This window comes from Nonomuraea sp. NPDC049750 (assembly GCF_040659625.1).
Taxonomy (GTDB): domain Bacteria; phylum Actinomycetota; class Actinomycetes; order Streptosporangiales; family Streptosporangiaceae; genus Nonomuraea.
This window is the reverse complement of record NZ_JBFANB010000001.1, coordinates 918,380-931,644: the sequence shown is the minus strand read 5'-3', so window position 1 is coordinate 931,644 and position 13,265 is coordinate 918,380. Positions and strand designations below refer to the sequence as shown.

The window sequence follows — 13,265 nt, the reverse complement described above, 5'->3', positions numbered from 1 at the left end:
CCGTCTGAATGACTGGTGTCCGCCATAGCGACGCTGGGAGGGTAGGGGTTGGAACGTCAAGCTAAGAGGGCCGCGCAGCCCGGTGATACGGGAAGTGGGAGGTGCCGAGCAGGCGAACGCCCCTCACTCCCCGCTCAATCATCGAACAATGGGAAGGCTGATCAGGGTCCAGCAAGCGGCATTAGTGTTGGGTGTACTTTTTCTATTAATGCCATAAGTGGCCGCTCGACGTGTGACGGCCAGCACCAAGCCCGCGCCCGCTGGTTCCACCAACAAATCTGCCTGGCCACCGCATACAAGCAGCTCAGCTAAACAAATGGAGGCTGCCGCACCAGGTCGGCCTACTCACCGATCGGCGTGAGGATCAAGCGGGCGTTGTCCCTCGATGGACGGGTCATCGCGTATCGGGCCGCCTGGCCGCTATGGCCATCCGGGCGGCGAAAAGCGGTAAACCGCTGCGCCAACATAGCCAGGATGAGGAGCCCGGTCATGGTGGCCATGTCCTCACCGATACATTTCCGCTTTCCCTCGCCGAACGGCAGATAAGCCGCCCGTTGCCCGTGGTCGAGCCTGCCAGCGAATCGGCCGGAGTCGAAGCCCGCCGGGCCGGGCCATCGGGCCGGATCGCGGTGCGTCGCATAGGGGGCGATGATGATCTGATCGCCCACGGCGAGCCGGTGCTTACCAAGTTGAGTCTCCGCCTTGACGTTGCGGAAGAACATGGGGAACGCGGGATGCAGGCGCAGCGACTCCTGCAGCAGAGCCTGCACGGTGACGAGCCGCGGAAGGTCCTCCAGTGTAGGGGTGCGGTCCGCGCAGACATTGACCACCTCGGTCCGTAGCCGGTCCAACTGATCCCCTCGCTCGGCCATCAGGACGCACGCCCACGACAGCACGGTTGCCGTGGAGTCGAATCCCGCCATCAACAGCGTGAAGACCTGGTCTCGTACCTGCCGGTCGCTTAGGCGGTGACCGGTCTGCGGATCGGTGGCGGTCATCAGCTGCCCGAGCAGGTCTCCGGCCTCGGTGCCCTGATCCCGGCGCGAGGAGATGATTGACCTGACTCTGCCATCCAGCGCCGCGATGGCCTTTCGATAGCCGCTCGCCCCAGGTGCCCAGTGCGGGAGAAAGATTCGCCCCGCCATGCCGTCGAAGACCGGCAGGGCGAGCTGCGTGAGCTCGGCCGTATCGACTGCGTTCCCCAGCGCATGCCGCATCAACACCTCGACACTCAGCAGCTTCAGCTCGCTGAAGAGCTCTATCGGACCGCGCAGATCCCATGTGTCCATTCGGCTCCGCCAAGCATCGGCCGTCAACTCCATTACGGTGCGCAGTTCGGCTCGGCGAAAGGCGGGATTCATGATCTGGCGCAGCAGGCGCCAGGTCGCCTCATCGTTCACCGTGAATAGTCCATCCTCGCCCAGGGCATCGGCGATGATCCGATAGATGGGCCCGCCCTTGTCGAACTGTGTCGCGTCGGTGACCAGGATTCGATGAAGACACTCGGGATCGCTCACTACCCAGAACTTCCGGCGCCCCGGGATCGGCAGCCGGGCAACTCCTTCGTGTGTGAGCGCCAGCCGGGTACACAGCACGACCGGGTCCCGGCGTAGCAGCGCTGCGACCACCTCGGGCAGGGACGGCTTCGTGGGCATGCGGTGTCTCCTAGCACTCCAGGGGAGGGCCCCAGCGACACTTCGCGATCTTGCTGTTGAGGCCACATGAGTACGGCCACCGCGTGATCATCAGTGAGTTCGAGCGCCTGCTCGAACGCCAGACGCTCGTGACGTGGCCGCGGGCGACAGCGTAGGGCCTGAAGACTGACCGGTCACCTTCGAGGAACTGATGGGCCGGATCGCGGACCGGTTCTGCCGGGTGGAACCGCGCCGTACCGCCCGCGCCTATCTGTCCGGGCTGCTGTCCGGGATCGAGCGCAAGGACTGCTGGTGGCCGGCCGAACACGCGGGACTGGCCGGCGCGCAAGCGATGCAACGCCTGCTCCGCACCGCCTCTCCTCGTGGTCTTCTCAACTCGACGATGAGGCGATGGCCGCCCTGCGCATAGCGCCTGGCCGTACCCATATCGCCACAATCCGTTACAGCAGCAGACGTCACCCATGCGACACATCACGGCATATGTGTAGATCGCAGGTTAAACGTTAGCTGAGCGGCCGTCACCCGCCCCCTCTTCTGAGCGAACCCCCTGCGTCGCCGAGTAGGCCCCTGGCCAGGTCGCCCAGAGTGGCGGCGACCCTGGCCGATTCCCCGGCGAGCAGCAGGCTGCCGATCGGCTCCGTGTGCAGCGTGCCAAGCAGGACGTGCCCGGCCAGGTCGGCGTCGACATCCGGCCGCGCCTCGGTGATCAGGGCCGAGACGTGCCGGTGCCACGCCACGTAGATCGGGTTGGCCAGCCGCGTCCCGCCCCCGGCCTTCTGGGTCAGCCGGGCGTGCTCGTGCGCGGCGATCAGTCCGGCGTTCCGGGTGGCCATCGCGACCACCGCGTCGAGGAAGGCCACCAGCCGTTCCCCGGCCGGCGCGCCCGGCCCCAGCGGCGGCGGTCCGTCCACGACGGCCTGCTCCAACCCGTGCGCCCGCTCCGACATCAGCTCCTGCATGAGCCCGACGCGGCTGCCGAACCGGTGGAACACCGTCCCCTTGCCCACCCCCGCCGCGACGGCGACCCGCTCGACGGAGACCTCCTCCGGCGGATGCTCCCGCAGCAACTCCTCGGCGGCCGCCAGGATCGCCCGCCTGTTGCGTGCCGCGTCGGCCCGCTCCCGCCGTTCCATCGGATCATTGTCCCCCATAGACAAACTTGACCGCCGGTCCATATATTAACTGGACCAGAGGTTCACTTACGAGGAGTGTGTCCCATGCGCGCGATCGTTGTCCATGAACTGGGCGGTCCCGAGGTGCTCAAGGCCGAGGACTGGCCGGAGCCGAAGGCGGGAGAAGGACAGCTGGTCATCCGTACGCAGGCCATCGGCGTCAGCTACGCGGAGACCCAGCTGCGGGCGGGCACGATGCCGTTCCCGATGCCGGTGCCGCTGCCCGCGGTGTTCGGCGCCGAGGTGGCCGGCGTGGTCACCGAGGTCGGGGCCGGAGTCGACGAGACCCTGCTGGGCACCACCGTCGCCGGCGTGACCGGCGGAGTCGGCTCCTACGCCGAGTACGCGGCGGTGTCCGCGTCACTGATCTGCCCGGTGCCCGACGGCGTGTCGCCGGTCGACGCCGTCGCCGCCGCCGCGCCGGGCGCCATCGCGCTGGGGCTGCTGCACCGGGCCGGGCTCAAGGGTGGGGAGACCGTGCTGGTGGAGGCCGGGGCGAGCTCCGTCGGGACGTACTTGCTGCGGCATGCCAAGGAGTTCGGCGCGGAACGGATGATCGCCACCGCGGGCGCCGAGCCGAAGCGGGAGCGGGCCCGGCAGATGGGGGCCGACGAGGTCATCGACCACCGGGAGCCGGGCTGGCCCGACCAGTTGCCCGATGTGGACGTGGTCTTCGACTCGATCGGTGGGCCGTCGGCCAGGCAGGTGCTCGATCACCTCACGCCGGGCTCCGGGCGCATGCTCTGCTACGGCCTGCTGAGCGGCGAACCCGCCGCGGTGGGCGCCGCCGATCTGCTCGCCAGCGGTGTGACGGTCATCGGGTGCGGCGGGCCCGCGTGGGGCGCCGGGGTGTTCGGCGTCAGCTACCCGGAGATGCTGGCCAGGGTGGCCGACGGACGCAGCCACGCGTACGTCGAAGCCACCCTGCCGCTGGAGTCGGCCGCCGAGGCCCACCGCCGCCTGGAAAGCCGCACGGCACTGGGCAGGCTGATCCTTACGCCCTGACGGTCAGGCGGGTCGCGCCCTCGGAGGACCACTGACGGCACGCCAGGCCCTTCGAGGACCACCGGCGGTCAGGCCCCTTCGAGGACCGCGTCGAGCACGGCGGCGGCGCTGAGCTGTTCGAGGTTGTACTCGCCCGCCGTCACGGCCACGACCAGCCCGCGCTCGGGTGCCACGTGGATCACCTGGCCGCCGTTGCCATGTGCGGCGATCGAGGGGCGCTCACCGGTGCCGACGTACCACTGGTAGCTGTAGTAGGACCTGTCGTCGATCTTCACCCGGGGTCGCCACAGCTCCTCGATCCAGCTCCGCGGCACGATCCCACGCCCGCCGTCGAGCACGACCGTACCGATGGCGGCCAGGTCGCGCGGCGTCAGCCGCAGGCCCGACGCCGCCATCTCGTCCCCGTCGTCACCCTGCGACCACTCGAACGCGCCGATGCCCAGCGGCTCGAACAGCGCGCTCCTGGCGAACTCGGCCAGCGACCGGCCGGTCCCCTTGGCGATGATCCGCCCGATCAGCGCCGTAGCTCCGCCGGAGTACACCCGCCGCTGCCCCGGCTCCTCCACGATGGGCCGCTCCAGCACGAAGCGGTAGCGGTCGGGCGCGTACTCCATCGCCAGCTCACTGTTGGCGGTGCTGGTGTACGGAACGCTCTCGTCCCACTCCATACCGAGCGTCATCGTCAGGGCGTGCTCGATGGTGAGGCGAGCCCGCTGGGGATCAGCCGCCAGATCCTGATATTCCGGGAATTGCGCGAGTAATCCCTCCTCCGGGGGCGCCACCAGCTTCTCGGCCAACGCGATGCCGTACAGGAGCGAGACCACACTCTTGGTGACGGATCGGACGTCGTGCAGCGTGTCCGGCTCGAACGTGACGTGCCCGAGGGGTTCGTTGAGCTTGACGTCCTGGCCCGCGCCGTAGCGTTCGAGGATGACCTGCCCGTTCTCGACGACCACGAGCCCGTGCAGATTCGGCGCCTTACCCTCCCGTAGGACGGCGTCCACTCGATCCGCCAATGCCATGACGACCTCCTCTTCGCTGGGACTTCCCGGTCTATGACCTGACACCGTGTGAGAGTCAACCGCGCTCATGGTGCCAGACCGTCCAGTACCTCACTCCCAACGAGCCGTCCCGCTCGCGGCTCGGAAACTACGATCGCGTCATAGTTTGATCGGATCATAGTTTGCGCTCTGTGATCGTTCCGGGCTGCCAGGCACCTTCGAACGTAGTCGAGCCGTCTGCTCGCTTCAGCGGCGAGCAGACGGCTCGAGAGAGTGGGAGCCGGAACCGCGCCAGGCGTCAGGTCAGGCCCGGAGCGGTTCCGTTTGGTCGCGGGTCGGACCGTCACCAGGGACGATGGGCCCGCGCCCGTGCTCGTCTCACAGCGGAGTTACCTCGTGGCGATCGCCCATGCGCGCTCGGATCCGCGCGCCGAGTCGCGCTCCGACGATGCCATCCAGCCGCTCCAGCCTGCGGTACGGATGCCGTTCCAGGCGGTGGACTGAGAGGCGGACTGGGCCGGCTTGCAGTCCTCGGCGCGGCCGGTGTTCACGGCGATGGCGACGGTGGGCCGGACCGCGGTCGACACGGAGGCCCAGGCCGTACCCACGATGGAGGGGCGGACCGTGATCGCGTTGGCGGTCCAGGCCGTACCCACGACGGCGGGACGGACCGTGGCCGTCGTGTTGGCGGCCCAGGTGGTGCTCACGTTCACCGGACGGACGGTGGTCGTGTTAGCGGCCCAGAGCGTGCCCACGATGACGGGGCGGACGGTGGTCGTCGCGTTGGCGGCCCAGGTGGTGCTCACGTTCGCGGGCCGAACGGTGGTCGTGCTGGAGGGGCAGGCCATGGTCACCACGGCGGGGCACGCCGAGCTCACGGCGGCCGGCCGAACCGGAGCCTGCAGAACCGGAGCCGACTGGACCGGGGCCTGCTGGATCGGAGCCTGCTGAACCGGAGCCGACTGGACCGGGGCCTGCTGGATCGGAGCCTGCTGGATCGGAGCCGACTGGACCGGGGCCTGCTGGATCGGAGCCTGCTGGATCGGGGCCTGCTGGATCGGGGCCTGCTGGACCGGGGCCTGCTGGACCGTGGTCACCGCGGCAGGGCAGGGCGTGCTGCTCGTGGCGGTCGGCCGGACCGTGGCCACCGCGGCGGAGCAGGGCGAGTTGGTCGTAGCGGAGGGCCGGACCGTGGTCACCTGGATCGGGCGGACCGTGGTCACGCTGCTCACCGCGCCGGGGCAGGCCGTGCCGGTCGTGGCGATGGGCCGGACCGTGGTCACCGCGGCGGAGCAGGGCGTGCTGCTCGTGGCGGACGGCCGGACCGTGGTCACCGAGTCGGGGCAGGCCACGCTCACCTTGGCGGGGCAGGCCGCGTTCGCGGTGGAGGCGGTCGTGGGGGCGGTGCGGACACCGGTCACGCTGGAGCGGCTGAGGTCGAACGTGCCGGCCTGGACACCATGCCAGTAGTCGGTGGCGAAGAAGTGGCCTTCTGCCTTGTCGTTCCGCGCCCCGATCGCACTGCTCGGGGAGCTGGTGAAGCCGCTGTCGAACTCGTCGTCGGCGACCGCTGGCCCCGCCACCAGCAGAAGGCCGGAGGCGGTTAGAGCTAGAGCGGTGATCGCGTGCTTGTACAAGGTCTGTCCCCCAGAAATGGATGCGCTGTTGTTTCGGCCCGCTGGAGCTTACCCCCCAACAATGGAGCATCTATCTCCCAGAACGATCTGGATTTCTTTACACTCGAGGATTTTAACCAGTCGGACGATCTGCCATTTCCCGCAATTACTTTTAGATCCCAGATCTTTCTTCAAGTCACCGTACTTACGAGTAATCGACGGCAATTCGGGCAGTCGGCTGAGAATTTCCTCAGCGTTTCTCAGGGATGGCTCAGCCGCCGCGGAGCAGGCTGGTGACCATGGACCGACTGCTGAACACCCCCGCCATCGCCCAAGGACTGCGCAAGGTCGAAGCCAGGATCCGCCGTCTCAGCGGATCTTCCACGCTGCCGGGCATCAACGCGGGCGCCGGGCGGATCATCAGCGCCGGCGGGAAGCGGCTGCGCCCCGCCATGACCCTGGCCACGGCGATCGCCCTGGGCAAGCAGCCCGACCGCCGGGTGATCACGGCCGCGGCGTGTGTGGAGTTGATTCACGCCGGTTCCCTCGTACATGACGATCTGATGGACAACGCCACCGAGCGTCGCGGCACCAGAACGCTGAACGCCGAACTAGGCGACGGCAAGGCGCTGGTGATCGGCGACTTCATGCTGGCCAGGGCGGGTTTGGCGGCCATCACGGCCGTGTCGAGACCGGTGGCCGAGGTGCTGGCCGCGACCGTCGTCGAGCTGGCGGAGGGCCAGTACCTGGAGACCACCGACTTGTTCGACCCGCACCGAACCGTGGAGAACGCGCTGCGATCCGTCACCGGTAAGACCGCCGCGCTGTTCCGGGCCGGGTGCCTGGTGGCCGCCGTGTGCGCGGGCGCCTCGCCGGAGGACCGGGCCAGGATGGCGGCGTACGGCGAGCGGTTCGGGCTGATCTTCCAGGTGCTCGACGACCTGCTCGACCTGACCGCCTCCAGCCGGCAGCTCGGCAAACCCGCGGGCAACGACCTGCGCCAGGGCGTCTACAGCCTGCCTTTGCTGATGGCCGGCGAGGACGTATCGGAATTGCTGGGCAGGAATATGACCGACGACCAGGTGGCGGAAGTCCTACGTCGGCTGCGCGCCGGCGACATGGTGCCCAAAACTCTGGAGTACTGCCGCGGCCTGGCCGCCGACGCGCTCGCCGCCCTGCCGGTGATTAACGATTCCGAAACAGCCGGCATCCTGTACGCCTTGCCCACGGCATACATCGAGCAGGTTTCGCAAATAACTCTCCTGGCCACCGTTAATTGAGATTCATTGAAATGATTGGTGGTCGTCCACCGGTACGCCGCGACGCCCGGCAAGCGGGCCCGGTGGACGAGCGCGGCTGACAGGCCCGGTGAACGGGCGGCAAACGTTCTGCAAGGCCGACCCGCTAGGTTTCGGCAGATGAAGGCCCGCATCACCCAGATCTCCACGTACCTTCCCGCAGCCACGCTGACCAGCGACGAGGTCGAGCGACGCATCGAGGGCTACCGGCCACCGACCGGGATCATCGAGCGGATGACCGGCATCGGGCGCCGCCACGTGGCCGCCGACGATCAGCAGGCCTCGGACCTGGCCGTCGAGGCCGCCAAGGGGCTGGCGGCCGACGTCGATCTGCTGATCTTCGCCTCGGCCTCGCAGGACCTGGTCGAGCCCGCGACCGCGCACATCGTGGCCGCCAAGCTCGGCCTGTCGTGCCCGGTGTTCGACGTCAAGAACGCCTGCAACAGCCTGCTCAACGGGATCCAGGTGGCCGAGGGGCTGATCGTCTCCGGGTCGTACCGCAGGGTGCTGGTGTGCTCGGGCGAGACGCCGTCGCGGGCGATCCGCTGGCGGGTGCGGGATCGGGCGCAGTTCGTGGACGCGTTCGCGGGGTACACGCTGTCGGACGCGGGCGCGGCGGTGCTCGTGGAAGCCGACCCGCTCCGCGGCATCTTCTATCGCGATTTTTCGGCGGATAGTACGGCGTGGGGTATCGGCACCCTTCCGGGTGGTGGGTCCATGCATCCGCGCGACCCGGAGTTCTCCTACTTCCGCGGCGACGGCCGTCGGCTGAAGGAGGCGTTCCAGCTCGTCGGCCCCGACCTCTTCCTCAACGCGCTCAAACGCACCGGCCTGACCTGGGATGATTTCGCGGTGATCGCGGTGCATCAGGTGGCGTTGCCGTACCTGAACGTACTGTCGCGGGCGCTCGACCTCCCCGAGGACCGGCTGGTGATCACACTGCCCGAGCACGGAAACTGTGCGTCGGTCACGCTCCCGCTCCAACTCACCCACGCCCGCGCCCGCAGGGGCGACCGCGTGGCGCTGCTCGGCCTCGGCGGCGGCATCAGCCTGGGCATCATGCTGGCGGACCTGTGAACAGCCGCGACAATCCGCCCGAACATCACGAGCGCCACGATCCGCGTGAGCCCCACGAGCGGCACAAGCAGCACAAGCAGCACGAGCTACGCGAGCGGCACGTCCGGCGTGGGCGGTGGCACGAGACGCGGCTCTACCTCGCCGCCCACCCCTTCGCCTACCCGCTGATGCGCCTGCTGGCCCGGCTGGGTCCGGTTGTGCGGGTGCCGGGTCTGGGGGTGGTGGTGAACGACGCGGCCCTGGCCCGGCGCGTGCTCATGGACGGTCGTTTCCGTAAGGACGGCCCCGGCTCGCCCGGCGACCTGTGGACGCCCGTACTCGGCCCGTCGGTGCTGCTCAACATGGAGGGCGCCCCGCACGCCGCGCTACGCGCCAAGCTGGCGCCGCTGTTCACGCCGTCGTCCGTCGCCACGCTGGTCGCCGACGTGCTGGCCGGCCCGCTGGACGATCTCCGTGTACGCCTGGCGAAAGGCGACACGGTCGACCTGGTGGACGAGATGCGGCTGCTGGCCGGGGCGGTGATCTGCCGGGTGATCGGACTCGGCGAGGTGCCGGCGGCCAGGGCCAGGCGGCTGTTCGCCGATGGGGAGCGGGTGGTGTCGATGGTCTCGCTGCGTACCAGGGGACTGAACGCCCGCCAGCTCACCGTGGCCCGCGAGGTGCTCGACGGGATCGGCGACATAGCGCAGGCGGCCTACAACGCGGGGGATCCCGCCACGGTGATGGGCCGGATGCGCGAGCTCGGGCTGTCGGCGGCGGAGGCCCGCGGGGCGGCCGGGGCGTTCTTCCTCACCGGGACGGAGACGGTCGCCACGTTCGTACCCAGGCTGGTCGCGTTGCTGCACGACCACGACGCCTTCGGCGCCGACCTGGATCTGGCGATCGAGGAGGCGATGCGGGTCACCACGCCGACGCCGGTGATGCTGCGTTCCGTCGCCGAGCCCGTACGTCTGGGCAAGGTCCTGGCCCGGCCCGGTGACCGCGTGGTGATCGTGACGCACAACTGCGCCCGCGCGTACGGCCCGTTCGATCCGTCCCGGCCGCACCCGCCGGAGCTGCGCCGCCTGTGGTTCGGCGCCGGGCCACACTTCTGCATCGGCTACCCGCTGGCACTGGCCGAGATCCGCGCGGTGGCCGGGGTCGTGCTCGCCCGCCCGGTCAAGGTGGTGGCGCGGCGGGCCGCCAGGGGCGTGCTCCTCCCGACCTACAGGCACCTGCTGATCAGGGCCGCATGAGGGTCGGGGTCACCGGGGCGTCCGGTTTCGTGGGTGGCGCGGTCTGCCGGGCGGCCGTGGCCAGGGGCTGGCAGGTGTACGGCTTCGGGCGCCGGCCCACGGAGATCCCCGGAGTGACGTACCAGACGTGGGACCTGACCGGTGACGAGCGCCCAGAGCCGGACCTCGACGCGCTGATCCACTGCGCGGGGAGCGTCACCGACTGGGGCCCGCCGGCCGGGATCTGGCGGGCCAACCACACCGGAACCGCGAACGCCATGGCCGCCTTCCCGCACGCCCGGTTCGTGCACGTCAGCACGGCCAGCGTGTACGACCCGCGACGGCCGACGGTCATGGCCCGCGAGCACGAGGCCCCGGTGAGCCGGTACGTCAACGCCTACGGCGCGTCCAAGGCGGCGGCCGAACGCCTGGTCGAGGGGCGGGCGGTGATCCTGCGCCCGCACGCCGTCTACGGTCCGGGCGACACCACGCTGCTCCCCCGGGTGCTGCGGGCGGTCAGAGGCCGCAGACTGGTCGCGGTCGGCGACGGGCGGCAGCGTGTCAGCCTGACGTCGGTGTTCAACCTCGCCCATGCCTGCCTGCTGGCCGTCACGGGTCCGCTCGGGACGTACAACGTGACCGACGCCGAGCCGGTCGTCCTGGACGACGCGCTCCGCGCCGTACTGAGGGAAAAGGGCATCGACGCGACCCCGCTCTACCTGCCCCGGCATCTCGCCCACTGCCTGGCGGCGATCTCCGAGACGCTCGCCAACGGTGGGCAGTTCTCCCGAGAGCCGCGCCTGACCCGCTACGCCGTCGGCCACCTGGCCGTCGAGCGCACGCTGGACATCACCGCGGCCCGCGCGCGACTCGGCTACGCGCCGTCGCCGACGTCCTTCACGGGCGCCGCGTCCTGGTGAACCCGCCCCACCTCCGGCACCGCCGACGCCGCCGCGCCTTCACCGTCGGCTGAGCGCAGCTCACCGTCAGCCGAGCGCGCCTCGCCACCGTTTGGACCTGGTTTGCGAGCCTCCAGCATCTCCGACTTGAACCACGGCCCGCCGTACCAGAACCGCCACCCCAGGTCACGTCTGCGCACATCGACCACACCGAGCTCACGCAGCACGTCCTCATAGCGCGACGTGTGCTGGAAATCGGCGATCAGCATCAGCCCGCCCGGACGCAGCACCCGATGCGCCTCCTTGACGGCCTGGTCGCGGCCTTCGGCGGTCGGGATGTTGTGAATGGCCAGGCTGGACACGATCACGTCGAACCGCCCGTCGTCGAACGGCAACTCGCGCATATCCCCCGTGACCAGATCGACCCGGTCCGACACCCCTTCGGCCTCGGCGTTGGCCCTGGTGACGCTCTCGGCGTTGCCCGACTGGTCCTTGCCGCTCCACAGGTCGATGCCGGTGGCCCGGCCGCCGCGCAGCCGCTGGGCCGCGAGCAGCAGCACCATCCCACGCCCGCAGCCGAGGTCGAGCACCTGCTCGTCGCCCTCGATCCGGCCGAGCTCCTCGCCCCACACGACGAACTTCCCCCGCCGGGTCGTGTAGAGGTAACTGCCCGCGCTGGCCAGTGTGTAGAGCGCGCCGAGCAGGAACGCGATCCCAGCCGCCGGTACGTCGAAGGCGAACGAGACCGCTACCAACGCCAGCTGCACCACCGCGCCGAAGAAGAGTCCGGCGAGGGCCCATGGTGCGTCGAATCCATAGCTTCCGCGTCTCACACACACGTTATATCTCAAGATGGACTTCACCGAAACTTGCCGCGACACTGCCTTTTCACCAAATCGCCCGCCTCCAAACCGTTACTAACCTTGGCCATAGTTCGTAGAACGAGGGGTTGACCAGGGATGACAGTCAGAACACGCGGGTTCGGCCTCGGCTTCAGCATCGCGCTCACCCTGGCCTCAGCCCTGCTGTGGGGGGTGGCCCACCTGGCCGCCGACCGCCGGAAGACCGGCTTCGCCCTCATGGTGACGTACGTGGTGATGCTCGCCTCGATCCTCACCGTGCTCACCGTGTTCAGCAGCAGGCTGCTCTCGCTGGCCGTCCAGCCCGCCTGGCTCACCGCTCTCACCATCATGGTGGCCACGCTCGGAGTCGTCTGGACGGGCGTGATCATCTGGTCGTACATGCTCGTACGGCCGGCGCCCGCGAACCGCGTGGGCCGCGCGGTGACCACCGTCCTGACCATCGCCCTGTGCGGGCTCATCCTGGCCCCGGCCGTGTATGCGGCCCGCGTGGCCTACGTGTCGCGGGACGTGGTCAACACCCTGTTCACCGCCAACGTCTCCCCCATCGTGTCGCAGGACCCGTGGAACGGCGCGAGGCGGATCAACCTCCTGCTCCTCGGCGGCGACGCGGCTCCCGGCCGTCCCGGTGTGCGTACCGACAGCATCACCGTGGCCAGCGTCGACGTCGCCACCGGAGCGACGACCCTGCTCGGCCTGCCGCGCAACCTGCAGCGGGTACGACTTCCGGAAGGCCCGCCCAGGGACCGCTTCCCTGACGGCTTCACCGGCGCGGGCCCCGACACTCCCGGCCTGCTCAACGAGATCTTCCAGTACGCCGAGGACTATCCCGAGATGGAGCCGGGCGTACACAAGGGGCAGCGCGGCCCGGCCCTCCTCAAGAAGACGATCAGCGAAATCCTCGGCATCCCTGTCACTTACTACGCCCTGGTCGACATGAGGGGTTTCGCGCAGATCATCGATGCGATGGGCGGCGTGACGGTCACCATCAAGGACCCGATCGTCTACGGCAAGTACCGCGAGGGCCTGTTGAGCCCCGGCACCCGCAAGCTCTCGGGCCAGGAAGCGCTCTGGTTCGGCCGCTCGCGCACGGACAGCGACGACTACGTGCGCATGGGCCGCCAGAAATGCCTGCTCAACGCTGTCGCCAAGCAGGCCGATCCGGTGACCGTGCTGAACAGCTTCGAGAAGCTGGCCGTGGCGACGAAGCGTGCGATCTCCACTGACATCCCGCAGAACGTACTGCCCGACCTGGTGGATCTGGCGCAGAAGGTGAAGGACCACAAGATCAGAAGCCTGAACTTCGTACCGCCGCTGATCGACACCGTCTACCCCGACTGGACCCTGATCAGGCACAAGGTCTCCCAGGCCCTGGCCGAGCAGAGCTCGCCCACCCAGCACCCGCAGGCCGGCACGCAGACGGGAAGCCCGGAGAACCCGATCACCCTCGACTCGGCCTGCCGTTAGC

Annotated in this window: 12 protein-coding genes and 1 pseudogene; 8 read left to right on the top strand and 5 right to left on the bottom strand. The window is 69.1% G+C overall.

Features of this window, described 5'->3' with window-relative positions; genetic code table 11:
• Window positions 1-341: 341 nt before the first annotated feature.
• The gene (locus AB0J16_RS04575) at window positions 342-1,655 is read right to left on the bottom strand and encodes a cytochrome P450 (RefSeq protein WP_358534579.1); all 1,314 of its coding nucleotides are present in this window, start codon (window positions 1,653-1,655) and stop codon (window positions 342-344) included.
• A gap of 190 nt (window positions 1,656-1,845) precedes the next feature.
• On the opposite strand from AB0J16_RS04575, the pseudogene AB0J16_RS04570 reads away from it, so the two are divergent.
• Window positions 1,846-1,968, top strand: a pseudogene (locus AB0J16_RS04570) (IS701 family transposase); the annotation flags it as partial.
• A gap of 205 nt (window positions 1,969-2,173) precedes the next feature.
• Here the strand turns inward: AB0J16_RS04570 and AB0J16_RS04565 are convergent.
• Window positions 2,174-2,788, bottom strand: coding sequence for a helix-turn-helix domain-containing protein (locus tag AB0J16_RS04565; RefSeq protein WP_358534577.1), 615 nt, complete (start codon window positions 2,786-2,788; stop codon window positions 2,174-2,176).
• Window positions 2,789-2,872: 84 nt separating this feature from the next.
• Here AB0J16_RS04565 and AB0J16_RS04560 point away from each other — a divergent pair, with 84 nt between their 5' ends.
• Complete coding sequence (locus tag AB0J16_RS04560; RefSeq protein ID WP_358534575.1) at window positions 2,873-3,832, top strand: zinc-binding dehydrogenase; 960 nt, start codon at window positions 2,873-2,875, stop codon at window positions 3,830-3,832.
• A gap of 68 nt (window positions 3,833-3,900) precedes the next feature.
• On the opposite strand, the gene AB0J16_RS04555 is transcribed toward AB0J16_RS04560, so the two are convergent.
• Both AB0J16_RS04555 and AB0J16_RS04550 read right to left on the bottom strand, forming a co-directional pair.
• Window positions 3,901-4,854, bottom strand: coding sequence for a serine hydrolase domain-containing protein (locus AB0J16_RS04555; protein ID WP_358534573.1), 954 nt, complete (start codon window positions 4,852-4,854; stop codon window positions 3,901-3,903).
• Between the two features lie 368 nt (window positions 4,855-5,222).
• Window positions 5,223-5,930 (bottom strand): hypothetical protein, encoded by a 708-nt coding sequence (locus tag AB0J16_RS04550; RefSeq protein WP_358534571.1) that lies wholly within the window; start codon window positions 5,928-5,930, stop codon window positions 5,223-5,225.
• Between AB0J16_RS04550 and AB0J16_RS04545 the strand changes: the two genes are divergently transcribed.
• From AB0J16_RS04545 to AB0J16_RS04525, 5 genes are all read left to right on the top strand, one after another.
• Entirely contained in the window at window positions 5,923-6,303 is a 381-nt protein-coding gene (locus AB0J16_RS04545; protein WP_358534569.1) for a hypothetical protein, read from the top strand. The genes AB0J16_RS04550 and AB0J16_RS04545 overlap by 8 nt on opposite strands.
• A 445-nt stretch (window positions 6,304-6,748) precedes the next feature.
• Entirely contained in the window at window positions 6,749-7,729 is a 981-nt protein-coding gene (locus tag AB0J16_RS04540; RefSeq protein ID WP_358534567.1) for a polyprenyl synthetase family protein, read from the top strand.
• A gap of 138 nt (window positions 7,730-7,867) precedes the next feature.
• Window positions 7,868-8,824 carry a ketoacyl-ACP synthase III gene (locus tag AB0J16_RS04535; RefSeq protein WP_358534565.1) on the top strand — a complete coding sequence of 319 codons (957 nt, stop codon included), beginning with the start codon at window positions 7,868-7,870 and terminating at the stop codon, window positions 8,822-8,824.
• On the top strand, window positions 8,821-10,059 hold the full coding sequence (locus tag AB0J16_RS04530) for a cytochrome P450 (RefSeq protein WP_358534563.1): 1,239 nt from the start codon (window positions 8,821-8,823) through the stop codon (window positions 10,057-10,059). Before AB0J16_RS04535 ends, AB0J16_RS04530 begins: the two co-directional genes overlap by 4 nt.
• Entirely contained in the window at window positions 10,056-10,958 is a 903-nt protein-coding gene (locus AB0J16_RS04525) for an NAD-dependent epimerase/dehydratase family protein (RefSeq protein WP_358534561.1), read from the top strand. The genes AB0J16_RS04530 and AB0J16_RS04525 overlap by 4 nt, the downstream gene beginning before the upstream one ends.
• On the opposite strand, the gene AB0J16_RS04520 is transcribed toward AB0J16_RS04525, so the two are convergent.
• Entirely contained in the window at window positions 10,913-11,770 is an 858-nt protein-coding gene (locus AB0J16_RS04520) for a class I SAM-dependent methyltransferase (RefSeq protein ID WP_358534559.1), read from the bottom strand. The two genes, AB0J16_RS04525 and AB0J16_RS04520, sit on opposite strands and share 46 nt — an antisense overlap.
• A gap of 126 nt (window positions 11,771-11,896) precedes the next feature.
• Between AB0J16_RS04520 and AB0J16_RS04515 the strand changes: the two genes are divergently transcribed.
• Window positions 11,897-13,264 (top strand): LCP family protein, encoded by a 1,368-nt coding sequence (locus tag AB0J16_RS04515; RefSeq protein ID WP_358534557.1) that lies wholly within the window; start codon window positions 11,897-11,899, stop codon window positions 13,262-13,264.
• The last annotated feature ends 1 nt before the right edge of the window (window position 13,265 follow it).

Excerpts from the sequence above, each read along its gene's own strand:
- AB0J16_RS04575 (WP_358534579.1), bottom strand. The coding sequence starts at position 1,655 with ATGCCCACGAAGCCGTCCCTGCCCGAGGTGGTCGCAGCGCTGCTACGC.
- AB0J16_RS04565 (WP_358534577.1), bottom strand. The coding sequence starts at position 2,788 with ATGGAACGGCGGGAGCGGGCCGACGCGGCACGCAACAGGCGGGCGATC.
- AB0J16_RS04560 (WP_358534575.1), top strand. The coding sequence starts at position 2,873 with ATGCGCGCGATCGTTGTCCATGAACTGGGCGGTCCCGAGGTGCTCAAG.
- AB0J16_RS04555 (WP_358534573.1), bottom strand. The coding sequence starts at position 4,854 with ATGGCATTGGCGGATCGAGTGGACGCCGTCCTACGGGAGGGTAAGGCG.
- AB0J16_RS04540 (WP_358534567.1), top strand. The coding sequence starts at position 6,749 with ATGGACCGACTGCTGAACACCCCCGCCATCGCCCAAGGACTGCGCAAG.
- AB0J16_RS04535 (WP_358534565.1), top strand. The coding sequence starts at position 7,868 with ATGAAGGCCCGCATCACCCAGATCTCCACGTACCTTCCCGCAGCCACG.
- AB0J16_RS04525 (WP_358534561.1), top strand. The coding sequence starts at position 10,056 with ATGAGGGTCGGGGTCACCGGGGCGTCCGGTTTCGTGGGTGGCGCGGTC.
- AB0J16_RS04515 (WP_358534557.1), top strand. The coding sequence starts at position 11,897 with ATGACAGTCAGAACACGCGGGTTCGGCCTCGGCTTCAGCATCGCGCTC.